Origin of the sequence: Pseudomonas sp. 18173 (genome assembly GCF_050432945.1) — a bacterium.
Lineage (GTDB): Bacteria > Pseudomonadota > Gammaproteobacteria > Pseudomonadales > Pseudomonadaceae > Aquipseudomonas.
This window is the reverse complement of record NZ_JBKFTN010000006.1, coordinates 86,605-112,686: the sequence shown is the minus strand read 5'-3', so window position 1 is coordinate 112,686 and position 26,082 is coordinate 86,605. Positions and strand designations below refer to the sequence as shown.

Sequence of the window (26,082 nt, the reverse complement as noted above, 5' to 3'; positions counted from 1 at the left end):
TGTACCTGTGGGAGCGGGCTTGCCCGCGATGGGCGCGCCGCCAAATAAAGTTTGATACCCCCCGCGATGGAGCGCATGAACACGGCCAGGATGGCCGGGCTGTAGTGTCGATTTCCCGAATTGCCCACAACCACAACAAATGGCAACAGGAGCATTTTCATGAGTTCAACCAACGCCGGGCAAAGCGCCGGGCAACTGGAAACCCGTGGCATCGAACCGGTGCCGGAAGCCGAGTGCAACGGGCATCCGCTGCAGCTGTTCTGGGTCTGGTTCGCCGCCAACATTTCCATCCTCGGCCTGCCGCTGGGTGCGACGCTCGTGGCCTTTCGCGGGTTGGCGATCTGGCAGGCGATCATCGTCGCGATTCTCGGTGCCGCCGGTTCCTTTGCGGTGGTCGGGATCATCTCCATCGCCGGCCGCCGTGGCCGTGCGCCGAGCCTGACCCTGTCACGAGCGATCTTCGGTGTGCGCGGCAACATCGGCCCGACGCTGGTCTCGCTGATGTCGCGCCTGGGCTGGGAAACCGTCAACACCACCACCGCTGCGTTCGTTTTGCTGTCGTTGTGTTCGATCCTGTTCGGCTCGCCGGTGGAGGCCAAGAGCGCGCCGGTGTTGACCTTGGTGTTCATCGCGATTTTCGTGCTGCTGACCTTGTCGGTGTCCGGTCTCGGCCATGCGACCTTGTTGGTGATTCAGAAGTGGGCGACGTACGTGTTCGGCGCGCTGAACATTCTGGTCGGCGGCTTCCTCTGTGCCACCATCGACTGGAGCGCCGTGTTCAACGCCACCCCCGCGCCGCTCAGCGCGATGATCATCGGCGTCGGCACCATGGCCGCCGGCACCGGGATCGGTTGGGCCAACGCCGGCGCGGACATGTCGCGCTACCAGCACCGCAACGTCAAGGCGGTGCGCCTGGTGGCCTCGGCGGCGTTCGGTGCGGGGATTCCCCTGGTGCTGCTGATCACGCTCGGCGGCCTGCTGTCGGTGGGCAACAACGATCTGGCGCAAGCCACCGACCCGATCATCGCGATCCGCGACATGCTGCCGACCTGGATGGCCGTGCCGTACCTGATCACTGCCTTCGGCGGCCTGTTGCTGTCGAATAACCTGTCGGTGTACTCCGCGGGCTTGACCACGCTGACCCTGGGTTTGAAGGTCAAGCGTGTCTATGCCGTGGTGGTGGACATCGTCGCGATCTTCGCCGGTTCGATCTACTTCATGCTGATCGCCGACAGCTTCTACGGTCCGTTCATTACCTTCATCTCGCTGCTGGCGGTGCCGATCACCGCGTGGGTCGGGATCTTCGTGGTCGACCTGATTCATCGCCACTACTACAGCCCCAAGGACCTGCTGGACGTCAGCCCGAGCAGTGCCTACTGGTATCGCGGCGGTGTCGAATGGCGTGCCTTCGGTGCCTGGGCGGTCGCGATCGTGCTGGGCTTCAGTTTCACCACCATCGGCACCACCGCCGAAAATGTCTGGTTCAAGGGCTTTCTGTCGGACTCCTGGCTGGGCCACAACGGCCTCGGCTGGATCGTGACCTTCGTGGTGGCTGGCGGAATCTATTGGATACTCGGCGGGGCGAAGGATCGTCGTGCCGCGCTGGTCGAGAATGCTCATGCCTAGAATGCTGCACACCGGCCAGGTCATCATCGACCTGGTCATGGCCGTGGACAAACTGCCCGAGAAGGGCGGCGACGTGCTGGCGCAGTCCGCCAGTTTCGAGGCCGGCGGCGGCTTCAATGTGATGGCGGCCGCACAACGCAATGGGCTGCCGGTGGTCTACCTTGGTCGTCACGGTACCGGACGATTCGGTGACCTGGCCCGTGACGCGATGAACGCCGAAGGCATCCGCATCGGCATTGCTGACCGCGCCGGGCGCGATACCGGGCTGTGCGTGGCCATCACCGACGCTTCGGCCGAGCGCAGTTTCGTCTCCTACATCGGCGCCGAAGGCGAGTTGAGCACGCAGGATCTGGCCAGCGTGCCGGTTGAGGCGGGTGATTATGCGTACGTCAGCGGCTACAGCCTGCTGCACGTCGGCAAGGCGCAAGCGCTGGTGGACTGGACGCTGGCGCTTCCGAGCACAGTCAAGGTGGTGTTCGATCCGGGACCGCTGGTGGATTCGCCGGACGAACCCATGATGCAAGCCTTGCTCTCGCGCATCGATGTGTGGACCAGCAATGCTGTGGAAGCGCGGAAATTTACCGGCGCGTCGGACATCACCGAGGCGCTGGACTGCCTGGCCGGGCACCTGTCGGCAAAGGCGCTGATAGTGGTGCGCGACGGGCCCAAGGGCTGCTGGATCAGCCAGGGCGGCGAGTGTCGGCATGTGCCGGGGTTCAAGGTCGACGCCGTGGACAGCAATGGTGCCGGCGATGCCCATGCCGGTGTGTTTGTGGCGGGGCTGGCGCGAGGTTTGCCGGCATTCGAGGCGGCGCAGCGGGCCAATGCCGCGGCGGCGCTGGCGGTCACCCGTTGGGGGCCGGCGACTTCGCCGGGGACGGCTGAAGTGGATGAATGGATCAGGCGGTCCTTCGGCGCCTGATCCATTGCCATGTCCTCAAGCCGGAGACTATTGGCTGTCGCCTTCGTCGTCAGCCGAGTCACCGCTAGTGGTCGAGCCCAGTCCGCCGCTGGCGGGCGTTTTGCTGCCTGGCAAACTCATACCGCCCTGGCGCCCCGTATCATTGCCTTGAACCCGCGGGTCGGTGCCGGTGGACGGTGGCAGGTTGTGGTCGATCGTGGTGCCATCGGTGTTCATGCCGGGGGCACTCTGGATGGCGGGCGCCCTGGGTTTTTCCACCGGGTTGGTCGGGCCGGTGCTGGAACCGAGGGCCGCGGCGAAGGTGGCAGTCGAAAAAAGGGCCACGAGAACGAGGGCGATCAACCTGGACAGGATCATGGTGTTGTCTCCAACGAGTAGAGTCCTTACCTGATTAGTCCACACTCGATCTGAATGGGTGCATTATCAGCGACGAACGGCTCAGGCTTGCTCCAATACCCTGACCGCTGCAACTCTTCGCCAGATCAACCGGCCCACGGTGATCATCCAGTTGAGCACGGCGACCGTCAGCACCGTGAGCAACAGGCTGGCCATGCCTTGCTCGACGATGATTTTCCCGGCCAGCAGGGGAAAGCCGAACACGCCGATGAAGTACGACAGGCTGAACAGCAGCAAGGATTGCGCGGTGGTGCCGTTCGGCGCTTCATTGGCGGCCAGGCCGTTGATCACCGAGTAGGTCAGGCCGTAACCGATCCCGAGCATCACCGCTGCGAGCACATAGCTGAAGCTGCTGTCGACGACAAAACCGAACATCATGATCGATGCCAGCATCAGCCCCGAAAGCAGGCACGATGCACGCAATGGATCGCGCTTGACCACGAAGCCGGCAACCAGCATGCGACCACTGATCGCCGCACTCATGAAGCCGAGGAAGAACAGTGAATAGTCAAGCGAACGCGCTGCGGCATAACTGGTTTGAAAGCTCGACAGACCGCCAAACACGCAGCCGCCGAGACCGACCATGATGATCGGGAAAACGGCCCTGGACGACAGCACCTGACCGGCTGCACGCCAGGAAATCCGCGACACGCTGTTCGATTGCGCGGGCGCCGGTTGCAGTTGTCGACCTAGGTGCCAGAACAGCAATACGCCGATCAGGCTGGCCAGTGCCGCCAGGTAAAACGCCGCGGTCACCGGATAGCCCAGGGCGCTCGCCGCACGACCGAGCAACGGGCCGCTGCCGATCCCGGTCATCATGCTGCCCGACAGCAGGGCGAAGTACCTGGCGCGCTGTGCGGGTGTCACCAGGCCCGCCACGATGATCGGCCCGAGGGTGTAGAACACGCCCCAGCCCAACCCCAGCAGCAACCCGAAAAACAACAGCAGATGGCCAAAGCCCGGGGTCAGGGCGAAGCCCAGGCTGGCCGCCACCAGCAATACGCCGAACAGCGCCACGGATCGGGCGGCACCGAGCACGTCGGACAAATGACCGGAAACAATCACCGCCGCAAAGGTGCTGAGCATCGCTGCCGAAATCACGCTTCCGGCGTCGTGTTCGTTACCGCCGCGAGAACCAATCAGCAGCGACAGCAGGAACGTCGAGCCGTAGGACAACGAAAGCAGGTAGCTGGCGAGGCAAAACAGGCCGAACAACTTGCTTGAGACAGGGGGTGTTGCGGTAGACATGACGCGGTTCCTTGACCGGATAAATGGGCAGCGCGTCTATCTAACCACGCACTGCCCGAATGTCAGGTCCGAGTTTTTCGATTCCAGGATTAGTGCAGGCCGGAGTAAACACCCTTTGTAGGAGCGAGCTCGCTCGCGATGAACCCGAGAACACCGCGCGTATCCAGAAAGCACGCGTTATCGTTAACGACCATCGCGAGCGAGCTCGCTCCTACAGGTGTCGGGACAGCCCCCTCGCCACAAATACCGCGCCGACTTAGTATGGCGTTTTCCATTTTTGACAAGGCACGTCCATGACGATCGAAATCCGCCCGGCGACCCCCAGTGACGCACCGCAAATCCTCGCGTTCATCACTGAACTGGCCGACTACGAACGTGCCCGCCATGAAGTCATCGCCAGCGTTGCCGACATCGAGCGCAGCCTGTTCAGCGAAGGCGCCACTGCCCATGGCCTGATCTGCCTGCGCGACGGTGCACCCATCGGTTTCGCGGTGTTCTTCTTCAGCTATTCCACCTGGCTTGGCAGCAACTGCCTGTACCTCGAAGACCTCTACATCACCCCGGAACAGCGCGGCGGCGGTGCGGGCAAGACCCTGCTGCGGCATCTGGCGAAAATCGCCTGCGCCAACGACTGCGGCCGTTTCGAGTGGAGTGTGCTGGAGTGGAATACTCCGGCCATCGAATTCTACAAATCCCTGGGCGCGCAACCGCAGGAAGAGTGGGTTCGGTATCGGATGGACGGGGCTGTGCTGCGGGATTTCGCAGCGGGTAACTGATCACTTTTGAAAGATCGCAGCCTTCGGGCTGCTTTTTTTTTGCTTTGTCTCACTATGTGGGATTGATATTTATATATTGAGATTTATCCCGGCTGAGGTTTATAGTCCTGCTCACTCACTGCCAAAAACCAAAACAGGTGAAGCGATGCAGGCGCAATTGATCGCGCTCGACTGGGGGACGACCTCATTACGTGCTTACAAACTGGCTGAAGGCGGGCAGGTGCTCGAACAGCGGTCGCTGTCATCGGGGATCATGCAACTGCCGAAGGCGCCACGAATCATTGGCGGCCGCGAATGCACCGATGGTTTCGAACTGGCCTTCGACGAGGCTTGCGGCGATTGGCTCGATGCGCAGCCGCAATTACCGGTGATTGCCTGCGGCATGGTCGGCAGCGCCCAGGGCTGGCGTGAAGCGGCTTACCGCGACACACCGGCGAACGTCGCCAATCTCGGTACTTCCTTGCAAACCGTGCGCAGCCTGCGCGGCGTCGATGTGCACATTGTGCCTGGCGTCATCCAGCGCTCGCGTTTGCCGAACGTGATGCGCGGCGAAGAAACCCAGGTGCTCGGTGTACTGCAAAACCTGGCAAGCGAGGCGGGCGCCGACCTGTTGATCGGCCTTCCGGGCAGTCATTCGAAATGGGTGGAAGTGGCCGATGGCTGCATCGTGCATTTCGATACGTTCATGACCGGCGAAGTCTTCGCCGTGCTCAGCGAGCACAGCATTCTCGGACGCACCCAGCAGCGTGGCGGGTCCTTCGATGGCGACGCGTTTGATCGCGGCGTGCAGGTCGCGTTGTCGGCGGACGGTGAAACCGGTCCGTTGTCGACGATGTTCAGCGCCCGTAGCCTGGGCCTGACGGGCGAATTGAGCGCCACCGCCCAGGCGGACTATCTGTCGGGCCTGCTGATCGGCCACGAGTTGGCGGCCCTGGCCAGTGCCCAGCGGCGTCGGCGCAACAGCGTGCACCTGCCGTCGATCATCCTCATCGGCAATACCCAACTCTGCGCCCGCTATAGCTGTGCGCTCGCCGCCTGCGGTTTTGCCCGGGTGACCCTGGCCGAACAGGCCACCGAACGCGGATTGTGGCAACTGGCGCGCGCCGCCGGCCTGGTCACGTCCACCGCATCCCGTTAATCCTGCCTGGAGGTCTGACATGCTCAAACAAGCGCTGGCGCAAAACGGCCTGATCGCGATCCTGCGCGGCCTGCGTCCACAGGAAGCCGCCGCCATCGGCGAAGTCCTGTACGCCGCCGGATTTCGCGTCATCGAAGTGCCGCTCAATTCCCCTGAACCGTACGACAGTATCCGCATTCTGCGCAGTACCTTGCCGGCCGATTGCCTGATCGGTGCCGGCACCGTGTTGACGCCGGAGCAGGTCGGGCAAGTGAAAGCCGCGGGCGGCCAGGTGATCGTCATGCCCCACAGCGATCCCAAGGTGCTGCGCGCGGCGAAGGCGGCCGGTTTGTACCTGTCTCCGGGTGTCGCCACGCCGACCGAGGCCTTCGCGGCACTGGCCGAAGGCGCGGATGTACTGAAGATGTTTCCGGCCGAGCAGATGGGACCGGCAGTCGTCAAGGCCTGGCTTGCGGTATTGCCGGCGGGAACGCTTCTGGCGCCGGTCGGCGGGATCACCCCGGACAACATGCAGGCGTTTATCGACGCTGGCGTCAAAGGTTTCGGCCTCGGTTCCGGCCTGTTCAAACCGGGCATGACGCCTGCGCAAGTGGCGGCCAATGCCAAGGCTTACGTCGCTGCCTGGAAAGCCCTTCGCTAAGACTTTTTGGCGCTGCGAGCGCTGCATCCAATAAGAGAGACCGACAGATGAAAATTACCAAACTGACCACCTTCATCGTTCCGCCGCGCTGGTGCTTCCTCAAGGTCGAAACCGACGAAGGCGTCACCGGTTGGGGCGAGCCTGTGGTCGAAGGTCGTGCCCACACCGTTGCCGCTGCCGTTGAAGAATTGTCCGACTACCTGATCGGCAAAGACCCCCGCAACATCGAAGACATCTGGACCGTGCTCTATCGCGGCGGCTTCTACCGTGGTGGCGCGATCCACATGAGTGCCCTGGCCGGTATCGACCAGGCCTTGTGGGACATCAAGGGCAAGGCGCTGGGCGTGTCGGTCAGCGATCTGCTGGGTGGTCAGGTGCGAGACAAGATCCGGGTGTATTCGTGGATCGGCGGCGACCGCCCGGCAGACACGGCGCGTGCGGCGAAAGAAGCGGTCGAGCGTGGATTCACTGCGGTGAAAATGAACGGCACCGAAGAACTGCAGTTCCTCGACACGTTCGACAAAGTCGATCAGGCCCTGGCCAACGTCGCTGCCGTGCGCGATGCGGTCGGTCCGAACGTGGGTATCGGCGTGGACTTCCATGGCCGGGTGCACAAGCCCATGGCCAAGGTACTGATGAAGGAGCTCGATCCGTACAAGCTGATGTTCATCGAAGAGCCGGTACTCAGCGAAAACTACGAAGCGCTGAAGGAACTGGCTCCGTTGACCAGCACGCCGATTGCCCTCGGTGAGCGGCTGTTCTCGCGCTGGGATTTCAAGCGCGTGCTCAGCGAAGGTTATGTCGACATCATCCAGCCGGATGCCTCCCACGCCGGCGGCATCACCGAGACGCGCAAGATCGCCAACATGGCCGAAGCCTACGACGTGGCGCTGGCGCTGCATTGCCCGCTGGGCCCGATTGCCCTGGCCGCCTGCCTGCAACTGGACGCCGCTTGCTACAACGCGTTCATCCAGGAGCAGAGCCTGGGCATCCATTACAACGAGAGCAACGACCTGCTCGACTACGTGAAAGACCCACGGGTATTCGACTACGACCAGGGCTTCGTGAAGATCCCGAACGGCCCGGGCCTGGGTATCGAGATCAATGAAGAATACGTGATCGAACGTGCGGCCATCGGTCACCGCTGGCGCAACCCGATCTGGCGCCATGCCGACGGCAGTTTTGCCGAGTGGTGAGTCACTGACACACCGCCGTCCCCTGTGGGAGCGGGCTTGCTCGCGAAAGCGTCCTGTCAGTCACATCAATGTTGGATGTGCCGCCGTCTTCGCGAGCAAGCCCGCTCCCACACTGGATCTCCATGGATAGAGGGATCTGCGTTCCCCCCGGTTTTCTGATTGACCTCAATAACCATAAGAAGAGGCCCCCCCATGCAACCGCAAACCCTCACCGGGCAGGCGTCGTTGGTGACGCCCAGCCGCAAGCGTTTTTTCATCATGGTGCTGTTGTTCATCACCGTGGTGATCAACTACCTGGACCGCAGCAACCTGTCGATTGCCGCCCCGGCATTGACCAGTGACCTGGGCATCGATCCGATCCACGTCGGCCTGATCTTCTCTGCGTTCGGCTGGACCTACGCGGCGATGCAAATCCCCGGTGGCTGGCTGGTGGACCGTGTGCCGCCACGGATTCTGTACAGCGTTGCCTTGCTGCTGTGGTCGGTGGCCACGGTGATGCTCGGCTTCGCTGCCAGCTTCATCGCGCTGTTCGTGTTGCGCATGGCGGTCGGTGCCCTGGAAGCGCCGGCCTATCCAATCAACAGTCGCGTGGTCACCACCTGGTTCCCCGAGCGTGAGCGCGCCACGGCCATTGGTTTCTATACTTCCGGGCAGTTCGTCGGCCTGGCATTCCTGACGCCGGTGCTGGCCTGGCTCCAGCACGAATTCGGCTGGCACATGGTGTTTGTCGCCACCGGCGCGGTGGGCATTGTGTGGGCGGTGATCTGGTACGCGGTGTATCGCGAGCCACGGGATTTCAAAGGCGCCAATGATGCGGAAATCGATTTGATCCGCGAGGGCGGCGGGTTGGTGGACATCCAGGCCGAGCAGGCCAGGGTCAAGGCCAGATTCAGCTGGACCGACCTGGGGATTGTCCTGACCAAACGCAAGCTCTGGGGCATCTACCTCGGGCAGTTCTGCCTCAACTCGACGCTGTGGTTCTTTCTCACCTGGTTCCCGACCTACCTGGTGAAGTACCGCGGCATGGACTTCATAAAGTCCGGCCTGTTGGCGTCGCTGCCGTTTCTCGCCGCGTTTATCGGGGTGCTGTGTTCCGGCTTCTTCTCGGACTTCTTGATCCGTCGCGGCTGCACGGTGGGGTTCGCGCGTAAGTTGCCGATCATCAGTGGCTTGCTGATTTCCACCTCGATCATCGGTGCCAACTTTGTCGAGTCGACGCCGCTGGTGATCGCCTTCCTCGCCTTGGCCTTCTTCGGCAACGGGCTGGCTTCGATCACCTGGTCGCTGGTGTCGACGCTCGCCCCGGCGCGCTTGCTCGGGCTGACCGGCGGGGTGTTCAACTTCATCGGCAACCTGTCGGCGATTGCCACGCCCATCGTGATCGGTTTTCTGGCTACGGGTGACTCCTTTGCCCCGGCGATCACCTACATCTCGGTGCTGGCATTGATCGGCGCACTGTCCTACATCCTGCTGGTGGGCAAGGTCGAGCGTATCAAGTTGTAGTCGTGGCACGCGGGCGACCATAATGCCGCCCGTTCCCTCGCTCAACGGTAAAGGCTGGATATGCAGGAAGACGCCCCAAAAATCGCCAAGGACGCCGCGCCGACCGGCACCCAGACCCTGCTTCGCGGGTTGGGTGTGGTCCAGGCCGTGGCCAGCGGCGCCCGCGATCTCAAGGAAATCGCCCGGCTGATCGGCACTACGCGCAGCACCACCCATCGCCTGGCCAGTTGCCTGGTGGACGAGCGTTATCTGCGGGTGGTGCCGCAAGTCGGTTACCTGCTGGGGCCGAAACTGATCGAATTGGGCTTTCAGGCCCGTGAAGAGCTGCCGTTGGTGACCCTGGCCGGGCCTTATCTGGATGAGTTGTCGGCGTTGACCGGCGACACCGTTCACCTGGCGATTCGTGAAGGCGACGAAGTGCTGTACCTGCACAAGAACCCCGGGCGCAATGGCCCGGAAATGCGTTCGCGGGTCGGCCATCGCATGCCGCTGGCGCGCACCGGGATCGGCAAGGCGCTGATGCTCGATGATTCACCGCAAGAGTGGCAGCGCCTGTACGAAGTCAGCCTGCCGGTGGGTGGCAAGAACCAGTTCTGGCCGCAGCACCCGGAGCAATCCTGGGAACAGTTCGAGCAGCGCATGGTCGAGTACGTGGCGGGCGGTTACGCCTTCGACCTGGAAGATAACGAGCCGTCGATCCGTTGCGTGGCGGCGCCAGTCCGCGATGCCAGCAAGCGCATCGTCGCCGGCATCAGCATCGCCAGCACCGTGCCTTACATGCCGCTGGAAAAAATGGCCGAGCTGATTCCGTTGATCAAAGGGGTTACGGCACGGCTGTCGGCGGAGCTCGGTTGTAGGAGCGAGCTTGCTCGCGATGGCCGATAACGCCAACGCGTATTGTCTGAATGCACGCGGTGTATTGGAGTTTTTCGCGAGCAAGCTCGCTCCTACAGGCAATGATGTAATGCCCGCAATTGCAGGCAACAAAAAGGCCCCCGTTTCGGGAGCCTCGTTGTTCAGGCGTTCGGCTTACATGTTCGGGTAAGTCGGGCCGCCGGCACCTTCCGGCGCCACCCAGGTGATGTTCTGTGCAGGGTCCTTGATGTCGCAGGTCTTGCAGTGAACACAGTTCTGGGCGTTGATCTGGAAGCGCTTCTCGCCGTCTTCCTTGGTCACCACCTCGTACACGCCGGCCGGGCAGTAACGCTGGGCAGGTTCGTCATACAGCGGCAGGTTCTTCGCCAGCGGAATGCTCGCGTCGGCCAGCTTCAGGTGGCACGGCTGCTCTTCTTCATGGTTGGTACCGGAGATGAACACCGAGCTCAATTTGTCGAAGCTGATCTTGCCGTCCGGTTTCGGGTAGTCGATCTTCTTGCAGTCGGCGGCCAGTTTCAGGCATGCGTAATCCGGCTTGGTGTCGTGCAGGGTGAATGGCAGTTTGCCGCCGAAGATGTTCTGGTCCAGCCAGTTGAAACCACCGCCAACGATCGCGCCGAACTTGTGGATCGCCGGGCCGAAGTTGCGGCTGGCGAACAGTTCGTCGTAGAGCCAGCTCTTCTTGAACGCGTCCACGTAGGTGGTCAGTTCTTCAGTGCCGTCTTTGTCGGCGAACAGTGCCTCGGCCACGGATTCAGCGGCGAGCATGCCGGACTTCATCGCGGTGTGGCTGCCTTTGATCTTGGCGAAGTTCAGGGTGCCGAGGTCGCAACCGATCAGCGCGCCGCCCTTGAAGACCATTTTCGGCAGCGAGTTCAAGCCGCCCTTGCAGATGGCGCGGGCGCCGTAGCTGATGCGCTTGCCGCCTTCCAGGTACTGCTTGAGCACCGGGTGATGCTTGAGGCGCTGGAACTCGTCGAACGGCGACAGGTAGGTGTTGCTGTAGGACAGGTCGACGATCAGGCCGACGACCACCTGGTTGTTTTCCAGGTGATAGAGGAACGAGCCGCCGGTGTTCTCGGTGCCCATGATGTCCATCGGCCAACCGGCGGTGTGGACCACCAGGCCTGGCTGGTGTTTGGCCGGGTCGACTTCCCAGATTTCCTTCAGGCCGATGCCGTAGTGCTGGGCGTCGGCATCGCTGTCGAGGTTGAAGCGCTTGATCAGTTGCTTGCCGATGTGGCCGCGGCAACCTTCGGCGAACAGCGTGTATTTGCCACGCAGTTCCATGCCCGGGGTGTACAGGCCTTCCTTCGGATTTCCTTCGCGGTCGACGCCCAGGTCACCGGTGATGATCCCGCGCACCACGCCGTTTTCGTCGAACAGCGCTTCCTGAGCGGCGAAGCCCGGGTAGATTTCCACGCCCAGGTTCTCGGCCTGCTGGGCCAGCCAGCGGCACAGGTTGCCCAGGGAGATGATGTAGTTGCCTTCGTTGTGCATGGTCTTGGGCACAAAGAAGTCTGGAACTTTCTGCGCGCTTTCAGCGTTCTTCAGCACGAAGATGTCGTCGCGGGTGACGGGGGTGTTCAGCGGCGCGCCGAGTTCTTTCCAGTCCGGGAACAGTTCGTTCAGGGCGCGTGGTTCGAACACGGCACCGGACAGAATGTGAGCACCGACTTCGGAGCCTTTTTCGACCACGCAGACGCTGATTTCCTTACCGGCTTCGGCGGCCTTCTGCTTCAAGCGGCAGGCGGCGGAAAGACCAGCGGGGCCGGCACCGACGATGACCACGTCGAATTCCATGTATTCGCGTTCCACAGGTTATCTCCTACTCAAGGCTCAACAGTTTTTTTTCTAATTTGGAGGTTGGGTGTCGCATCCATGAATTCCGGCGCAACGCCGAAAGCGGACAATCGATTGACCACCTTTCTCTTTGGGTGGCGCATTATATCTACACCACTCTCAGCGTCCAATACAAACGTTTGTTTGAATTGGCTCAAAGCCAGAGAAATCAAAGTCACGCGCCTTATGAACGGCTGTTTTGGCGTATTGACCGGAATAGGCGTTCCGGTCAAGATACGGGCGGTTTTGCGCTCGCCGTAGGCTGACTGTTGGTTTCAAGAGCACCTCTAAAGACAGGGCGATGGCAGTAGAGAGTGATGCGCCGCGCGGGTTTGCTGCGCAGTTTACACGCCGCGATGTTGAATGACTCGTCAGTCACCACTGACGAACGGTCATCCACAGCATGAGCGATGGTCACTTGACACCTTGGCCGGCGTTTTTGGAGGTGCCCTTGCGCCCGATGAGCATCAACCGCCAGGTTCGCCTAGGCGACTTTCTTTTCACCGGAGAGTAACGAGGAATCCATGAAGGTTCTTGTAGCTGTCAAACGCGTTGTGGATTACAACGTCAAGGTTCGCGTCAAGGCGGACAATTCCGGCGTCGATCTTGCCAACGTCAAGATGTCGATGAACCCGTTCTGCGAGATCGCCGTGGAAGAAGCCGTACGCCTGAAAGAGAAGGGTGTTGCGACTGAAATCGTCGTCGTCTCCGTCGGCCCGTCCACCGCTCAAGAGCAACTGCGCACTGCGCTGGCTCTGGGTGCCGACCGCGCCATCCTCGTCGAGTCCGCCGAAGACCTGACTTCGCTGGCCGTTGCCAAGCTGCTGAAGGCCGTTGTCGACAAGGAACAGCCTCAGCTGGTGATCCTTGGCAAACAAGCCATCGACAGCGACAACAACCAGACCGGCCAGATGCTCGCTGCATTGAGCGGCTACGGTCAGGGCACGTTCGCTTCGAAAGTCGAAATCAGCGGCGACAGCGTTGCCGTGACTCGCGAAATCGACGGTGGCGCGCAGACAGTTTCCCTGAAGCTGCCGGCCATCGTCACCACCGACCTGCGTTTGAACGAGCCGCGCTACGCGTCTCTGCCAAACATCATGAAAGCCAAGAAGAAGCCTCTCGAGACGCTGACTCCGGACGCTTTGGGCGTTTCCACCGCCTCCACCAACAAGACCTTGAAAGTCGAAGCGCCTGCTGCACGCAGCGCGGGTATCAAGGTCAAGTCGGTGGCTGAACTGGTCGAGAAACTGAAAAACGAAGCGAAGGTAATCTAAATGACTATCTTGGTTATTGCTGAACACGACAACAAAGTGCTGGCCCCGGCCACGCTGAACACCGTTGCTGCTGCCGCCAAAATCGGTGGCGACATCCACGTTCTGGTTGCAGGCCAGGGCGCTGGCGCCGTGGCTGAAGCCGCTGCGAAAGTGGCTGGCGTGGCTAAAGTGCTGGTGGCCGACAACGCCGCCTATGCTCACCAGCTGCCGGAAAACGTCGCTCCCCTGGTTGCAGAGTTGGGCAAGGGCTACAGCCACATCCTGGCTGCCGCCACTTCCAACGGCAAAAACATCCTGCCGCGCGTTGCCGCTGCACTGGATGTTGACCAGATCTCCGAGATCATTTCGGTAGAAAGCGCTGACACCTTCAAGCGTCCTATCTATGCCGGTAACGCCATCGCTACCGTTCAATCGAACGCTGCGGTCAAAGTGATCACCGTGCGTGCCACCGGTTTCGACCCGGTTGCCGCCGAAGGTGGTTCGGCTGCCGTTGAAGCCGTTGGCGCTGCCCACGACGCTGGCATCTCCAGCTTCGTTGGCGAAGAGCTGGCCAAGTCCGATCGTCCGGAACTGACCGCTGCCAAGATCGTCGTTTCCGGCGGTCGCGGCATGCAGAACGGCGACAACTTCAAACACCTGTACGCCCTGGCCGACAAGCTGGGCGCTGCCGTCGGTGCTTCGCGCGCCGCAGTCGACGCAGGTTTTGTACCGAACGACATGCAGGTTGGTCAGACCGGCAAGATCGTTGCTCCTCAGCTGTACATCGCCGTCGGTATCTCCGGCGCGATCCAGCACCTGGCCGGCATGAAAGACTCCAAAGTGATCGTTGCGATCAACAAGGACGAAGAAGCGCCGATCTTCCAGGTGGCCGATTACGGCCTGGTGGCAGACCTGTTCGAAGCCATCCCTGAGCTGGAGAAGCTGGTCTAATCCGGCTGCTTCACTTATAAAGAGCCCGGCCTTTTGGCCGGGCTTTTTTTTGCCCTTCGTTTACCTGTAGGAGCGAGCTCGCTCGCGATGGACGTTAACGATGACGAGTTGAGCCTGGATAAACGCGGTGTCTTTGAATCCATCGCTAGCAAGCTCGCTCCTACAGGGGGGCATCACCAGGTATGAGTGGAGTGTGTCGCCATGGATCTGCGCCTTGTGTGGAGTTTGCTGGGATTGACGCTATTGCCGGCGCTGTCGTTCGCCGCCGGCAAATGCGAACGCCTTGTGGTAACCGGCAGCCCGGACGCGCCACCGTACCTGTGGCAAGACCCGCAGAATCCCAAGCACCTGATCGGTGCCAGCGCCGACTTGCTGCAGCAAGTGGCGGGGGAGCTGGGGCTCAAGGTCGAACTGCTTTATGCCGGCAAGCGCGCCCAGGCCCTGGACGAAGTGCGCAGCGGGCGCATGGACATGCTGGCGGACGCCGCGTTGACGGTCAGCGAGCTGGAAACCCTGGATTACATCCATCCACCCTTGCTGGAAAACGACTATCTGGTGTGGACGCGCAAGGACTCGACGCTGGTCTATGACGAAGCACAGGACCTGCACGGCCATCCCGGTGCCATTTCGGAAAAGGCCCGATTGACTGCGCAATTCAGCACCTTTGCCGCACAGCAATTAACCCTCGCTCGCACGTCCAGCCTGACCCAGGCCTTTCAGAAACTGCTGCTGGGCGAGGTCGAATTCGTACTGGCAGGACGTTACTCGGGCATGGCGACCGCACAGACACTGGGCATGGCCGGTGATTTGCTCGCTCGCTCACAACCGGTCGACCAGCCGGGCCTGTACCTGGCGATTTCCCATGACTCGGCCTGCAACGATCCGTGGTTGCGCGGACAGTTGGCCAAAAAGATGACAGAATTGCCCGCGTCCGGTCTGACGGAAGCCGTGCTGATGCGCAATATCGAACGTTGGAAGGCACAACGCTCACAACCGCAACAACCCTCGCAACAACCCGTCAGTACCCCAAAACAGTAGGGATATTTAGTGAGTATTCGACCTCTTTTCGCTGCCGTGGCCCTTGTGGTCCTGGCGGGTTGTGCAACTGATCCTGCGCCAAATGAACAGATTCGCCTGACCGAACAGGCACTTGAACAGGCCAAGGCCGTGGGCGCCACCGCCGACGATGTGCCGGAAATGAAACTGGCCGAAGACAAGTTCAACCGCGCCAAGGGCAACATGACTGACCAATCCTTCAAAAACGCACGCATGCGGGCCGAACAGGCCGAGCTCGATGCGCGCCTGGCCGAAGCCAAGGTGTTGACGGCCAAGAGCGAGGAACAGTTGAACGTGCTTAATGCCCGCATTGCCCGTCTGCGCAAGCAATTGGGAGATGCCGAATGAGCCTCAAGAGCAAAACCCTCGGCGGTTTGATCCTGGCAGGCTTGGCTGCGCTGTCCGGTTGCGCCAGCCAGCACAGCGAGACCGCGCTGCAGCAGGCTGGAGCCGATTTTCAGAAGGTCAAGGAAGACTCCAATGTGCTGCGAATCGCTCCCAAGGACGTGATTCGCGCCGGTGAGTCCCTGGCCCGCGCCGATCGTCTGTCCAGCTATTGGGGCAGCGGTTCGGACGTGGTGCATTACGCCTACCTGAGCCAGCGCTACAGTGCCATTGCCCGGGAACACACCAATCAGGCGCTTAACGAAGAGCAAGCGGCAAAACTCGAACTGGAACGCCAGCGCCTGCAACTGGCGTTGCGTGAATCCAAACTGTTCAGTGTGCAGCAGCAAGGCAAATGGCTCGAAGAGCAGATCCTGGCATTGACGACCACCCAGACCGACCGTGGCCTGGTGATGACATTGGGTGACATGCTGTTCGACACCGGTGAAGCGGAATTGAAACCCTCGGCCAACCGCGTGGTGTTGAAGATCGTGCAGTTCCTGCAACTCAACCCCAAGCGTGTGGTGCGGATCGAAGGTTATACCGACAGTACCGGGGGCAAGCAGGAAAACCTCAAGCTGTCCCGCGACCGCGCACAATCGGTGGCTGACGTGCTGATGGACCTGGGCATCGACGACAAGCGCATCCAGGTCGAAGGTTATGGCGACGAATATCCGGTGGACGCGAACGCGTCGGAACGGGGACGAGCGCAGAACCGTCGGGTAGAAATTGTGTTTTCCGACGAAAAGGGCCAGCTCGGCGCTGCCCGCTAGGGGTTGCGTTACTGGAAAGCCCGGCCTGCCATGCAGCGCCGGGTTTTTTTGTGCCTGCCGATTACCGCACAAAACAGTACAGATTTTGCTGACACTGCACTGTACGGTCGACTATTGTGGCAACTGTCCCCGTACACTTCTAAACTGTTCCGGTATTGTTTCACACAAGAATAAAATGCCCGTGAAATCGAGTGCTGCGTCATGACCAATCTTTTGCTCTATCAACGTATTGCTCAACAACTGGCCGAAGACATCCGCCGTGGGGTCTATCAACCGGGAGAGCGCGTGCCTTCGGTGCGCAAGATGAGCTCGCAGCTCAATGTCAGCCATGCGACGGTATTGCAGGCGTATGCCAATCTCGAAGATCAGGGGCTGATCCGCGCCCGGCCGCAGTCGGGTTACTACGTGCACCAGACGCCGGCACTCACCGCACCGACGCCGGACATCGCCCGGGTCGAGCGCCCCGGCCTGGTCACCCGCAGCAGCATCATTCAACAAGTTTTGGTCGAATCCCGTCGTGAAGGCGTGTTCCCGTTGGGTGCTGCCGTGCCGAGTGTCGACTATCTGCCGGTGCGGGCACTGCATCAGCAATTGGCCAAAGTCACCCGTTTTCATAGCCCGCGGGCCTTCAGTTACATGTTCAGCCCTGGTTTCGAGCCATTGCGCCGACAGGTGGCGATCCGCATGCGCGATGCCGGCGTGGTGGTCGATCCCTCGGAAGTGGTGATCACCCACGGCTGTGTCGATGCGCTGCAGATGTCATTACGCGTGCTGACCCGTCCGGGCGACCTGATTGCGGCCGAGTCGCCGACCTATTACGGGTTGCTGCAACTGGCCGACCTGTTGGGCCTCAAGGTCATCGAGATCCCCAGTGATCCAGCCACGGGCATGAGCCTGGAAGCCCTGCAACTGGCGGCCAACCAATGGTCGATCAAGGCATTGGTGCTGACCACCCGGCTGAGTAATCCATTGGGCGGCACCATGCCTGAAGAGCGGCAGAAACAACTGCTGCGCCTGGCGTCGGACTTCGATATCCAGATTGTCGAAGACGATATCTACGGTGAGCTGATGTTCGAGCAGGGGCGCACCAAGTCCCTCAAGGCCTACGATCGGCTGGACCGGGTGATCTATTGCTCAAGCTTCTCCAAAACCCTGTCGCCGGGCGTGCGGATCGGCTGGATGATTGCCGGCAAGTATCAGCAGGAAATCCAGCGCTTGCAGACGTTCAGTACGCATTCAGCGTGCAGCGTCACCCAGATGGGTATCGCCGCTTACCTGGAAAATGGCGGATACGATCGGCATTTGCGCTTCATCCGTCAGGAATACCGCAAGAACCTCAGCGCCTTCCAGCTGGCGGTGCAGCAGTATTTCCCGGAAGGCACGCAGATGACCCGGCCTACCGGTGGCTTCATTCTGTGGGTCAGCCTGCCGGGGCGGGTCAATACCCAGGAGCTGCACGTGCGGGCCTTGCAGCAGGGCATCAGTATTGCGCCGGGACTGATCTTCAGTAATACCGAGCAATTCAATCACTGCATTCGCCTCAATTGCGGCACGCCATGGAACCGTGAAGCCGAGCGCGCGTTGATGACCCTGGGCATGTTGGCCACCCAACTTTGCCAGGAGATGGCGGGCGGTTTGTAACAGGCTGCTACTGTGCTTGTCTTGTGGGCTGCAACAGGCGAGCATATGCACCTCTGCCGTTTGCACCCACCGTGGGATACATGAAACCGATTTTTCCTGCCGCCGGGCTATTGCTCTGTCTGTTTGCGAGTATTCAGCCGGCATCCGTCGTTGCCGCCACCGAGCAGGAACAGGCTACCGGCAGTTTTCACGTTGCACCGGTAAAAGCCGAACCTGCAAAAAAAGCCTCGTCGGCCAAAAAAACGGCGACGCCCGCGAAAAAGCATCCACCCGTTGCCGCCAAATCGAAATCGGCTAGCGAAGTGGTAACGACTGAGCTTCCATCCGCCAAGCTGGACCTGAGCTTGCCCAAGGATATGGTTCAAGAGCTGAAGCCGGTCGGAACGGTGCCGTTGACCAGGCGTGAACCGCTGTTGCCCCAGATGTTCGGTGACAAGAGCGGCAGTAGCAGCCCGTTCCAGCTCAACGGCCGTCTGCTCACCAATGAAATGCAGCTGCAGCTGCGCAATGAAGAGCGTCGCGAGGTCGAAGGCGCGGCACTGGACTTCGAGTTCAAGCAGTAACGTCTCAAGGATCGGTGAGCCGCAGGGCAGACGCTTTGTCGGAGACTGGCCGGTCACGCGCGTTTGCGTTGAAAAACCCGCTCGCAGGTAATTTAAAACAACTGTTTTAGCGGGTACTCTGTGCCCCGTCCTTTAACACATTGCTCGTCGCGAGGAGCTTGTCGTCATGAAATGCCGTGAGGGCTGTGGCGCGTGTTGCATTGCCCCTTCCATCAGTTCACCGATTCCCGGTATGCCCAATGGCAAAGCGGCGGGGCAGCGTTGCCTGCAGCTTTCCGCGGATAACCTGTGCCGTATTTTCGGCCAACCGGAACGGCCGGCGGTGTGTTCAGCCTTCGAGGCCGACCCCGAGGTGTGCGGAAGCAGCAGCGAAGAAGCCATTCGGCTGATCGGCTGGTGGGAGCAAATGACGGCGGCGTGATGTGTTCTACGAACGGAACTTCAACAATAAGGAACAAGACTATGGGTTCGTTGCATCGTATTGCTGTGCTGTGTGGTTTGACGGTTGTGCTGGCTACCTCGGCGGCCCAGGCCGAAGACTGGAAAGTCGCGAAAAACGAAGACGGCATCAAGGTCTCCCTGAGTGAAGTGGCCGGGTCCGACTACAAGGCCTACCAGGGCGTCACGCTGATGAAGACCACCGTGGCCAAGCTGCGTGCGTTGCAGGACGACGTGTCCGGAGCCTGCGCCTGGATTCACGAGTGCAAAACCCAGAAGCTGCTCAAGCACGAAGGTGACCAGAGCTGGACCTACACTCAGTTCAACACCCCGTGGCCGGTTACTCCGCGTGATTCGGTGCTGCACGTCACCACCACCGAAGGCGCCGATGGCAGCCTGACCCGCAAGCTCGAAGGCGTACCTAAATACCTTCCTGAAGAAAAGGGCTTCGTGCGGGTCGCCAAGGTCGACGGTTTCTGGAAGTTCGTACCCAAGGGCGACCAGATCGAAGTGACCTATCAGGTGCACACCGAACCGGGCGGTAGCGTGCCGTCGATGGTGGCCAACAAGTTCGTGGTGGATGCCCCGTTCAACACCTTGAAAGCCCTCAAGGCGCGCGCCGAGAAGTAACGCTGTCGTTCCTTCAAGGTGACTTCGTAGCGCCCCGACCGGTTCGGGGCGTTTGCATTTTTGGCGGGAGGCGGGCGCTTTAATTTGTTTCCGAATATGCGTTGCACGAAATTTTCACCAAGTCTCCAAGACAATTCGCCGGCTCTCCCGCGACAAGCAGCGTCGTCCTGAATGCAGGATGAAAGAGTCGGGATGAGGGTAGTAATCAATGGCAATACAGTCGTTGATCGTGCAACATTTGCGCACCGCGCAAACCCCGGGCCTGGTACGGGCCGAAAAGAGGGCAAGGCGCAGCTGTATTTTCGAAACTTAAACTTCCAATGGGTCCTAAAACGACATGGCAATCCCGGACGCCCTGAATCAGCAGCGAGCCTCTAGTCGCCTGCTGCAACCGACCGTCAAATCGCATCTGGCCTACACGCTGTTGTGTGCCCTGGTCATGATGGTCATGTTCAGCCTGCTGCGCGTCGCGCTGCTGGTTTACAACCGCTCGATGATCCTCGACACACCGGCCTCGACTTTCCTCGAGGCATTCGCCAACGGTCTGCGTTTCGACCTGCGTCTGGTGGTCTATCTGAGCATTCCGTTGCTGCTGGCACTGTTCAGCGCCCGGGCCATGGCCGCACGCGGGCTGTTCCGTCTCTGGCTGACGGTCGTCTCCAGCATCGCGCTGTTCCTGGGCCTGATGGAAATGGACTTCTACCGTGAATTCCACCAGCGCCTCAACGGCCTGGTCTTCCAGTACGTCAAGGAAGACCCGAAAACCGTGATGAGCATGCTCTGGTACGGCTTCCCGGTGGTTCGCTACCTGCTGGCATGGGCCGTGGGCACCTGGATCCTGAGCCTGGCCTTCAAGGGCGCCGACCGTGCGACCCGTCCCCGTGGCCCGTTCAGTGGCGGCAGCATCGGCACGCGCCAGGTTGCCCCATGGTATGCGCGCATCGCGGTATTCGTGGTGTGCCTGCTGATCTGCGTGGTTGCCGCACGTGGCACCCTGCGCCAGGGTCCGCCATTGCGTTGGGGTGACGTCTACACCACCAACTCGATTTTCGCCAACCAGTTGGGCCTCAACGGTACCCTGCAATTGGTCGCGGCTGCCAAGAGCCGGATGTCCGAGGAGCGCGACAATATCTGGAAGGCCACCTTGCCGCAGGAGCAAGCCCAGCAAATCGTGCGTGACATGTTGGTGCTGCCGGACGAAAAACTGGTCGAGGCCGACATCGCCGCCGTACGTCGCGACTACACGCCGCCGGCCGACAAGACGCTGCCGATCAAGAACGTCGTGGTGATCCTGATGGAAAGCATGGCCGGTCACTCGGTCGGTGCGTTGGGTGGCCCGGACAACATCACGCCGTACCTCGACAAACTGTCGAAGGAAGGCCTGCTGTTCGACCGCTTCTTCTCCAACGGTACCCATACCCACCAGGGTATGTTCGCCACCATGGGTTGCTTCCCGAACCTGCCGGGTTTCGAATACCTGATGCAGACCCCGGAAGGCAGCCACAAGCTGTCTGGCCTGCCGCAATTGCTCAGTGCCCGTCACTATGACGACGTGTACGTCTACAACGGCGATTTTGCCTGGGACAACCAGTCGGGGTTCTTCAGCAACCAGGGCATGACCAACTTCATCGGCCGTAACGACTTCGTCAACCCGGTGTTCTCCGACCCGACCTGGGGCGTGTCCGACCAGGATATGTTCGATCGCAGCCTGCAAGAACTCAAGGCGCGGGAAAACGGCAAGCCGTTCTATGCGTTGCTGCAGACCCTGTCCAACCACACGCCATATGCCTTGCCGACGCCATTGCCGGTCGAGCGCGTGACCAATCGCGGCACGCTGAACGAGCACTTGACCGCCATGCGTTATGCGGACTGGGCGCTGGGCCAGTTCTTTGAAAAGGCCCGCAAGGAGCCGTACTTCAAGGAAACCCTGTTCATCGTTGTCGGTGACCACGGTTTTGGCAACGAACAGCAGATCACCGAAATGGACCTGGGCCGCTTCAACATCCCGATGCTGATGATCGCACCGGGCATCCAGGAGAAGTTCGGCCAGCGTGACCACACCGTGGGCACCCAGATCGACATCGTACCGACCATCATGGGCCGCCTGGGCGGCGAAACCCGCCAGCAATGCTGGGGCCGCGACCTGCTCAACCTGCCTGAGGGCGACAAGGGTTTCGGTGTGATCAAACCTTCGGGTAACGAGCAGACCACGGCCATCCTCAGCGACGACCAGATCCTGGTGTTGCCGAAGGAAAAGGACATGGCGCCCAAGTTGTACCAGTATGAAATGGGCGCTACGGCGCACGCCGAGATCATTGACGATGCACCGCGTACCGCGGAGTTGAAACTCAAGCTCGAAGCGTTCCTGCAAACCGCGACCAAGAGCCTGCTGGACAACACCGCCGGTGTCGTTCACGGCACACCGCAGTAAGTTGTGACGCAATGGAAAAGAGGCCCTTCAAGGGCCTCTTTTTTTTGCCTGGCGAATTTTCATATTCGCCCGAGCAAAAGCAGGATCAACAGTACCACCAACACCACGCCGAGGATTCCGGATGGGCCATAACCCCAACTTCTGGAGTGCGGGAAGACCGGTAAACCGCCGATCAGTAACAGGATCAGAATGATGATCAGTATTGTGCCCATGTCTATTTCCTTGTCGAAAATGCAGTGGATTGACCATGCCAATCAAGTTCAGCGGGAATAAAGTAAATTCGAGCTGCTTAAAAGGTCCGACTCTCACGCGCGCGGGAAAATTCCAGTTTTTTTCAAGTATTTCGAACAGGGCTCCAACTTTTAGTTGTTGCATTAATTACCTCGGATGCTCCGGCGGTTTGCTCGGGCCATTCAGCAATCTGATGGAGCGTGGGTCGGGCAATTTCCTTCGCTACACTCGATGCATCTTCCGAGAACAACAAGGCTGTTTGCTATGCAAAATCGCATGATGATCACTGGTGCAGGCTCTGGCCTGGGTCGCGAAATCGCGCTGCGCTGGGCGCGCGAAGGTTGGCAACTGGCCTTGTCGGACGTCAGCGAGCCCGGCTTGCAGGAAACCCTCAAGCTGGTCCGCGAAGCGGGCGGCGATGGTTTTGTCCAACGCTGCGACGTGCGCGATTACAGCCAGTTGACGGCGTTCGCCCAGGCCTGCGAAGTCAAGCTCGGCGGCATCGATGTCATCGTCAATAATGCGGGTGTGGCGTCCGGCGGCTTCTTCAGCGAATTGTCCCTGGAGGACTGGGACTGGCAGATCGCAATCAACCTGATGGGCGTGGTCAAGGGCTGCAAGGCTTTCCTGCCGCTGCTGGAAAAAAGCAAAGGCAAGATCATCAACATCGCGTCCATGGCCGCGCTGATGCAAGGCCCGGCGATGAGCAACTACAACGTGGCCAAGGCGGGCGTGGTGGCGTTGTCCGAAAGCCTGCTGATCGAGCTGGCGCATCAGGAAGTCGGCGTGCATGTGGTGTGTCCGTCGTTCTTCCAGACCAACCTGCTGGACTCCTTTCGCGGCCCGACACCGGCCATGAAGGCCCAGGTCGGCAAGTTGCTGGAGAGCTCGCCGATCAGCGCCGCCGACATCGCCGACTATATCTATCGGCAGGTCGCTGCCGGCGAGTTCATGATCCTGCCCCACGAACAGGGGCGCATGGCGTGGGCGCTCAAGCAGAAGAACCCGCAACTGCTCTACAACGAAATGACGGTCATGGCCGATAAAATGCGCGCCAAGGCCAGGCAATCCGCAAGCTGATCTTGCTCGCAGGCAACGCTGTGGTTAGGGTGGCCGCCATCGGCCATCCTCGCGAGACGTTTGCATGCTCAATTACCTGTGGTTTTTACTCGCCGCGCTGTTCGAAATTGCCGGTTGCTTCGCCTTCTGGATGTGGCTGCGCCAGGGTAAAAGCGTGTGGTGGGTGGTGCCGGCGCTCCTCAGCCTGACCCTGTTCGCCCTGCTGCTGACCCGTATTGAAGCCACCTACGCCGGGCGCGCCTATGCCGCTTATGGTGGCATCTACATCATTGCATCCATCGGCTGGCTGGCCGTGGTCGAGCGGATTCGTCCGCTGGGTTCGGACTGGCTGGGCGTGGCGTTGTGTGTCCTCGGGGCGAGCATCATCCTGTTCGGGCCACGATTTTCCGCGTCCTGACAGATCAACCCTACAATCCACCGGCTTGTCAGACCTTTCCGTAAGCACGGCGTGTCATGGCTGTCAGTCCGGTCTGGTTTGCTGTCGGAGCATTGTAGGTGTACCGCGGGCTGGGCATCTTCAAGGGCCGGTAACCCCTGAAGGACACTCCTCATGCTCGTACTCACCCGCGTTGTGGGCGAAACCATTTCCATCGGTGAAAACATTTCCGTGCGGGTTCTCGCGATCAACGGAAACAACGTCCGCTTTGGCGTCGAAGCACCTCAGGACGTCAGTGTGTACCGCTGCGAAATCTACCAACGGATCCAGAACAAACTGGCGAAAACCAAGGAACGCTGAAGGCTTCAGTCAAACAGGTGCTTGGGCACGTCGTGCTTGAGCATCAGTTGGCATTGCTCGCTTTCCGGGTCGAAGACAATCAGTGCCTGCCCCTTGGTCAGGGCCTGGCGCACGCGCAGTACGCGGGTTTCCAGTGGCGTGTCGTCACCATTGTCCGTGCCGTCACGGGTCACGAAATCCTCGATCAGGCGGGTGAGGGTGTCGACTTGAAGTTGGTCGTAGGGGATCAGCATAGGTACCTCGGTTCAATCAATGGCGCGATGCTACGGCGAATGTCCGGTATCGGCTAGCCTGGGATCCGGTGTTGTCTGATCTGCCGCCTTCGCGAGCAAGCCCGCTCCCACATTGAACGGTGTATGCGGTCAACTGTGGGAGCGGGCTTGCTCGCGAAGGCGATCTGTCAGACACCAAATATCTCGGCGTTGCAACTCAACTCTCCGACCGCTGCCCCACCAGGCTGTCCACCGACGGCACCCGCGTATCGCTTTCCATCTGGGTGTCGTGCTCGAGCTGATGGCTGAAGCGGTCCAGTGATCCCGTGGCCGGTTGCGCATCGCTGGCAAACACTGGCGGGCTGAGGATGTACGCACCGAGCAGGCGACTCAGGGCCGCGAGGCTGTCGATATGGGTGCGTTCGTAACCGTGGGTGGCGTCGCAACCGAAGGCGAGCAGGGCGGTGCGAATGTCGTGGCCGGCGGTAACCGCCGAATGTGCGTCGCTGAAGTAATACCGGAACAGGTCCCGGCGTGCCGGCAGCTCGTTGTCGCTGGCCAGGCGCAGGAGGTGGCGCGACAGGTGATAGTCATACGGCCCGCCGGAGTCCTGCATCGCGATGCTCACCGCGTGCTCGCTGGAGTGTTGGCCAGGTGCGACCGGTGCGATGTCGATGCCGACGAATTCACTGACGTCCCAAGGCAATGCCGCCGCGGCGCCACTGCCGGTTTCTTCGGTGATGGTGAACAGCGGATGACAGTCGATCATCAGGTCCTGGCCACTGTCGACGATGGCTTTGAGTGCCGCCAGCAGCGCGGCCACCCCGGCCTTGTCGTCAAGATGGCGGGCGCTGATGTGGCCGCTTTCGGTGAATTCCGGCAGCGGGTCGAAGGCGACGAAATCGCCGACGCTGATGCCCAGCGACTCGCAGTCGGCACGGGTGGCGCAGTAGGCGTCCAGACGTAGTTCGATGTGATCCCAACTGATCGGCAGCTCATCCACGGCGGTATTGAACGCGTGCCCGGACGCCATCAGCGGCAAGACGCTGCCGCGGATCACGCCGTTGTCGGTAAACAGGCTGACCCGACTGCCTTCGGCAAAGCGGCTGGACCAGCAGCCGACTGGCGCGAGGGTCAGTCGGCCGTTGTCCTTCACCGCACGCACCGCCGCGCCGATGGTGTCCAGGTGGGCGGAAACGGCGCGGTCAGGGCTGTTCTTCTTGCCCTTGAGCGTGGCGCGAATGGTGCCGCGCCGGGTCATTTCGAAGGGTATGCCCAGTTCTTCAAGGCGTTCGGCGACGTAGCGCACGATGGTGTCGGTGAACCCGGTGGGGCTGGGAATGGCGAGCATTTCCAGCAGTACTTTTTGCAGGTAACCAAGGTCCGGTTCGGGGATTTTGCTGGTCATGGAAACTCCTGATGAGTTGTGGCCATCGATGGTTTCGATGAGGGGATTTGTGCTGCCTGTCAGTCCGCCTTCGCGAGCAAGCCCGCTCCCACATTAGATCGCATTCCCCTGTGGGAGCGGGCTTGCTCGCGA

27 protein-coding genes are annotated in these 26,082 nt (G+C 60.7%); 21 read left to right on the top strand and 6 right to left on the bottom strand.

What is annotated here, in order from left to right; all coding sequences use genetic code 11:
• The first annotated feature begins 159 nt into the window (after window positions 1-159).
• Window positions 160-1,626, top strand: coding sequence for a purine-cytosine permease family protein (locus tag ACLD1X_RS09015; RefSeq protein WP_429367005.1), 1,467 nt, complete (start codon window positions 160-162; stop codon window positions 1,624-1,626).
• A complete protein-coding gene (locus tag ACLD1X_RS09010) occupies window positions 1,619-2,548 on the top strand; it encodes a PfkB family carbohydrate kinase (RefSeq protein WP_429367004.1) in 930 nt (309 codons plus the stop codon). The genes ACLD1X_RS09015 and ACLD1X_RS09010 overlap by 8 nt, the downstream gene beginning before the upstream one ends.
• 27 nt (window positions 2,549-2,575) lie before the next feature.
• Here ACLD1X_RS09010 and ACLD1X_RS09005 read toward each other — a convergent pair whose 3' ends face one another.
• Window positions 2,576-2,905: a hypothetical protein gene (locus ACLD1X_RS09005; RefSeq protein WP_429367003.1), complete on the bottom strand. Its 330-nt coding sequence runs from the start codon at window positions 2,903-2,905 to the stop codon at window positions 2,576-2,578.
• An 81-nt stretch (window positions 2,906-2,986) separates the two neighbouring features.
• The gene (locus ACLD1X_RS09000) at window positions 2,987-4,192 is read right to left on the bottom strand and encodes an MFS transporter (protein WP_429367002.1); all 1,206 of its coding nucleotides are present in this window, start codon (window positions 4,190-4,192) and stop codon (window positions 2,987-2,989) included.
• 293 nt (window positions 4,193-4,485) lie between these two features.
• Here ACLD1X_RS09000 and ACLD1X_RS08995 point away from each other — a divergent pair, with 293 nt between their 5' ends.
• The 6 genes from ACLD1X_RS08995 (at window position 4,486) to ACLD1X_RS08970 (ending at window position 10,330) form a co-directional block, all read left to right on the top strand.
• Entirely contained in the window at window positions 4,486-4,968 is a 483-nt protein-coding gene (locus ACLD1X_RS08995; RefSeq protein ID WP_093216099.1) for a GNAT family N-acetyltransferase, read from the top strand.
• Between the two features lie 145 nt (window positions 4,969-5,113).
• On the top strand, window positions 5,114-6,106 hold the full coding sequence (locus tag ACLD1X_RS08990; RefSeq protein ID WP_429367001.1) for a 2-dehydro-3-deoxygalactonokinase: 993 nt from the start codon (window positions 5,114-5,116) through the stop codon (window positions 6,104-6,106).
• 19 nt (window positions 6,107-6,125) lie between these two features.
• On the top strand, window positions 6,126-6,746 hold the full coding sequence (locus ACLD1X_RS08985) for a 2-dehydro-3-deoxy-6-phosphogalactonate aldolase (protein ID WP_429367000.1): 621 nt from the start codon (window positions 6,126-6,128) through the stop codon (window positions 6,744-6,746).
• A gap of 47 nt (window positions 6,747-6,793) precedes the next feature.
• A complete protein-coding gene (dgoD, locus tag ACLD1X_RS08980) occupies window positions 6,794-7,942 on the top strand; it encodes a galactonate dehydratase (RefSeq protein WP_007977010.1) in 1,149 nt (382 codons plus the stop codon).
• A 192-nt stretch (window positions 7,943-8,134) separates the two neighbouring features.
• A complete protein-coding gene (locus ACLD1X_RS08975; RefSeq protein WP_429366999.1) occupies window positions 8,135-9,445 on the top strand; it encodes an MFS transporter in 1,311 nt (436 codons plus the stop codon).
• A gap of 60 nt (window positions 9,446-9,505) precedes the next feature.
• Window positions 9,506-10,330, top strand: a complete 825-nt coding sequence (locus ACLD1X_RS08970) for an IclR family transcriptional regulator (protein WP_429366998.1) — start codon at window positions 9,506-9,508, stop codon at window positions 10,328-10,330.
• Window positions 10,331-10,474: 144 nt separating this feature from the next.
• On the opposite strand, the gene ACLD1X_RS08965 is transcribed toward ACLD1X_RS08970, so the two are convergent.
• Window positions 10,475-12,139, bottom strand: a complete 1,665-nt coding sequence (locus ACLD1X_RS08965) for an electron transfer flavoprotein-ubiquinone oxidoreductase (protein ID WP_429366997.1) — start codon at window positions 12,137-12,139, stop codon at window positions 10,475-10,477.
• Window positions 12,140-12,687: 548 nt separating this feature from the next.
• On the opposite strand from ACLD1X_RS08965, the gene ACLD1X_RS08960 reads away from it, so the two are divergent.
• From ACLD1X_RS08960 to ACLD1X_RS08915, 10 genes are all read left to right on the top strand, one after another.
• Complete coding sequence (locus ACLD1X_RS08960; RefSeq protein ID WP_060540843.1) at window positions 12,688-13,437, top strand: electron transfer flavoprotein subunit beta/FixA family protein; 750 nt, start codon at window positions 12,688-12,690, stop codon at window positions 13,435-13,437.
• Window positions 13,438-14,367 (top strand): electron transfer flavoprotein subunit alpha/FixB family protein, encoded by a 930-nt coding sequence (locus ACLD1X_RS08955; RefSeq protein ID WP_008004325.1) that lies wholly within the window; start codon window positions 13,438-13,440, stop codon window positions 14,365-14,367.
• A 201-nt stretch (window positions 14,368-14,568) separates the two neighbouring features.
• The gene (locus tag ACLD1X_RS08950) at window positions 14,569-15,405 is read left to right on the top strand and encodes a substrate-binding periplasmic protein (RefSeq protein ID WP_429366996.1); all 837 of its coding nucleotides are present in this window, start codon (window positions 14,569-14,571) and stop codon (window positions 15,403-15,405) included.
• A 9-nt stretch (window positions 15,406-15,414) separates the two neighbouring features.
• Entirely contained in the window at window positions 15,415-15,771 is a 357-nt protein-coding gene (locus tag ACLD1X_RS08945) for a DUF4398 domain-containing protein (protein ID WP_429366995.1), read from the top strand.
• Window positions 15,768-16,580: an OmpA family protein gene (locus ACLD1X_RS08940; protein ID WP_429366994.1), complete on the top strand. Its 813-nt coding sequence runs from the start codon at window positions 15,768-15,770 to the stop codon at window positions 16,578-16,580. The genes ACLD1X_RS08945 and ACLD1X_RS08940 overlap by 4 nt, the downstream gene beginning before the upstream one ends.
• Window positions 16,581-16,781: 201 nt before the next feature.
• Window positions 16,782-18,221 (top strand): PLP-dependent aminotransferase family protein, encoded by a 1,440-nt coding sequence (locus tag ACLD1X_RS08935; protein WP_007973699.1) that lies wholly within the window; start codon window positions 16,782-16,784, stop codon window positions 18,219-18,221.
• Window positions 18,222-18,301: 80 nt separating this feature from the next.
• On the top strand, window positions 18,302-18,784 hold the full coding sequence (locus tag ACLD1X_RS08930) for a translation initiation factor 2 (protein ID WP_429366993.1): 483 nt from the start codon (window positions 18,302-18,304) through the stop codon (window positions 18,782-18,784).
• Window positions 18,785-18,950: 166 nt separating this feature from the next.
• Window positions 18,951-19,205 carry a YkgJ family cysteine cluster protein gene (locus ACLD1X_RS08925; protein ID WP_429366992.1) on the top strand — a complete coding sequence of 85 codons (255 nt, stop codon included), beginning with the start codon at window positions 18,951-18,953 and terminating at the stop codon, window positions 19,203-19,205.
• Between the two features lie 41 nt (window positions 19,206-19,246).
• Window positions 19,247-19,852 (top strand): START domain-containing protein, encoded by a 606-nt coding sequence (locus ACLD1X_RS08920; RefSeq protein WP_429366991.1) that lies wholly within the window; start codon window positions 19,247-19,249, stop codon window positions 19,850-19,852.
• A 337-nt stretch (window positions 19,853-20,189) separates the two neighbouring features.
• The gene (locus ACLD1X_RS08915; protein ID WP_429366990.1) at window positions 20,190-22,283 is read left to right on the top strand and encodes an LTA synthase family protein; all 2,094 of its coding nucleotides are present in this window, start codon (window positions 20,190-20,192) and stop codon (window positions 22,281-22,283) included.
• A gap of 59 nt (window positions 22,284-22,342) precedes the next feature.
• Here ACLD1X_RS08915 and ACLD1X_RS08910 read toward each other — a convergent pair whose 3' ends face one another.
• Entirely contained in the window at window positions 22,343-22,501 is a 159-nt protein-coding gene (locus tag ACLD1X_RS08910; protein WP_177318803.1) for a DUF3309 family protein, read from the bottom strand.
• Window positions 22,502-22,778: 277 nt separating this feature from the next.
• Between ACLD1X_RS08910 and ACLD1X_RS08905 the strand changes: the two genes are divergently transcribed.
• From ACLD1X_RS08905 to csrA, 3 genes are all read left to right on the top strand, one after another.
• Window positions 22,779-23,594 carry an SDR family oxidoreductase gene (locus ACLD1X_RS08905; protein ID WP_429366989.1) on the top strand — a complete coding sequence of 272 codons (816 nt, stop codon included), beginning with the start codon at window positions 22,779-22,781 and terminating at the stop codon, window positions 23,592-23,594.
• Window positions 23,595-23,658: 64 nt separating this feature from the next.
• Entirely contained in the window at window positions 23,659-23,991 is a 333-nt protein-coding gene (locus tag ACLD1X_RS08900) for a YnfA family protein (RefSeq protein WP_429366988.1), read from the top strand.
• A 153-nt stretch (window positions 23,992-24,144) separates the two neighbouring features.
• On the top strand, window positions 24,145-24,330 hold the full coding sequence (gene csrA, locus ACLD1X_RS08895; protein ID WP_429366987.1) for a carbon storage regulator CsrA: 186 nt from the start codon (window positions 24,145-24,147) through the stop codon (window positions 24,328-24,330).
• A 5-nt stretch (window positions 24,331-24,335) separates the two neighbouring features.
• On the opposite strand, the gene ACLD1X_RS08890 is transcribed toward csrA, so the two are convergent.
• Together ACLD1X_RS08890 and ACLD1X_RS08885 are read right to left on the bottom strand one after the other, a co-directional pair.
• On the bottom strand, window positions 24,336-24,563 hold the full coding sequence (locus ACLD1X_RS08890) for a YheU family protein (protein ID WP_008017754.1): 228 nt from the start codon (window positions 24,561-24,563) through the stop codon (window positions 24,336-24,338).
• Between the two features lie 196 nt (window positions 24,564-24,759).
• Complete coding sequence (locus ACLD1X_RS08885) at window positions 24,760-25,950, bottom strand: osmoprotectant NAGGN system M42 family peptidase (RefSeq protein WP_429366986.1); 1,191 nt, start codon at window positions 25,948-25,950, stop codon at window positions 24,760-24,762.
• Between the last annotated feature and the right edge of the window lie 132 nt (window positions 25,951-26,082).

Bases quoted from the DNA above. Each gene is read 5' to 3' on its own strand.
- ACLD1X_RS08970 (WP_429366998.1), top strand. From the start codon at position 9,506: ATGCAGGAAGACGCCCCAAAAATCGCCAAGGACGCCGCGCCGACCGGC.
- ACLD1X_RS08985 (WP_429367000.1), top strand. From the start codon at position 6,126: ATGCTCAAACAAGCGCTGGCGCAAAACGGCCTGATCGCGATCCTGCGC.
- ACLD1X_RS09010 (WP_429367004.1), top strand. From the start codon at position 1,619: ATGCCTAGAATGCTGCACACCGGCCAGGTCATCATCGACCTGGTCATG.
- ACLD1X_RS08935 (WP_007973699.1), top strand. From the start codon at position 16,782: ATGACCAATCTTTTGCTCTATCAACGTATTGCTCAACAACTGGCCGAA.
- ACLD1X_RS08975 (WP_429366999.1), top strand. From the start codon at position 8,135: ATGCAACCGCAAACCCTCACCGGGCAGGCGTCGTTGGTGACGCCCAGC.
- ACLD1X_RS08905 (WP_429366989.1), top strand. From the start codon at position 22,779: ATGCAAAATCGCATGATGATCACTGGTGCAGGCTCTGGCCTGGGTCGC.
- ACLD1X_RS08915 (WP_429366990.1), top strand. From the start codon at position 20,190: ATGGCAATCCCGGACGCCCTGAATCAGCAGCGAGCCTCTAGTCGCCTG.
- ACLD1X_RS08890 (WP_008017754.1), bottom strand. From the start codon at position 24,563: ATGCTGATCCCCTACGACCAACTTCAAGTCGACACCCTCACCCGCCTG.
- ACLD1X_RS08925 (WP_429366992.1), top strand. From the start codon at position 18,951: ATGAAATGCCGTGAGGGCTGTGGCGCGTGTTGCATTGCCCCTTCCATC.
- ACLD1X_RS08885 (WP_429366986.1), bottom strand. From the start codon at position 25,950: ATGACCAGCAAAATCCCCGAACCGGACCTTGGTTACCTGCAAAAAGTA.
- ACLD1X_RS09005 (WP_429367003.1), bottom strand. From the start codon at position 2,905: ATGATCCTGTCCAGGTTGATCGCCCTCGTTCTCGTGGCCCTTTTTTCG.
- ACLD1X_RS08950 (WP_429366996.1), top strand. From the start codon at position 14,569: ATGGATCTGCGCCTTGTGTGGAGTTTGCTGGGATTGACGCTATTGCCG.
- ACLD1X_RS09000 (WP_429367002.1), bottom strand. From the start codon at position 4,192: ATGTCTACCGCAACACCCCCTGTCTCAAGCAAGTTGTTCGGCCTGTTT.
- ACLD1X_RS08995 (WP_093216099.1), top strand. From the start codon at position 4,486: ATGACGATCGAAATCCGCCCGGCGACCCCCAGTGACGCACCGCAAATC.
- ACLD1X_RS09015 (WP_429367005.1), top strand. From the start codon at position 160: ATGAGTTCAACCAACGCCGGGCAAAGCGCCGGGCAACTGGAAACCCGT.
- ACLD1X_RS08900 (WP_429366988.1), top strand. From the start codon at position 23,659: ATGCTCAATTACCTGTGGTTTTTACTCGCCGCGCTGTTCGAAATTGCC.
- ACLD1X_RS08940 (WP_429366994.1), top strand. From the start codon at position 15,768: ATGAGCCTCAAGAGCAAAACCCTCGGCGGTTTGATCCTGGCAGGCTTG.
- ACLD1X_RS08920 (WP_429366991.1), top strand. From the start codon at position 19,247: ATGGGTTCGTTGCATCGTATTGCTGTGCTGTGTGGTTTGACGGTTGTG.
- ACLD1X_RS08930 (WP_429366993.1), top strand. From the start codon at position 18,302: ATGAAACCGATTTTTCCTGCCGCCGGGCTATTGCTCTGTCTGTTTGCG.
- dgoD (WP_007977010.1), top strand. From the start codon at position 6,794: ATGAAAATTACCAAACTGACCACCTTCATCGTTCCGCCGCGCTGGTGC.
- ACLD1X_RS08990 (WP_429367001.1), top strand. From the start codon at position 5,114: ATGCAGGCGCAATTGATCGCGCTCGACTGGGGGACGACCTCATTACGT.
- ACLD1X_RS08955 (WP_008004325.1), top strand. From the start codon at position 13,438: ATGACTATCTTGGTTATTGCTGAACACGACAACAAAGTGCTGGCCCCG.
- csrA (WP_429366987.1), top strand. From the start codon at position 24,145: ATGCTCGTACTCACCCGCGTTGTGGGCGAAACCATTTCCATCGGTGAA.
- ACLD1X_RS08960 (WP_060540843.1), top strand. From the start codon at position 12,688: ATGAAGGTTCTTGTAGCTGTCAAACGCGTTGTGGATTACAACGTCAAG.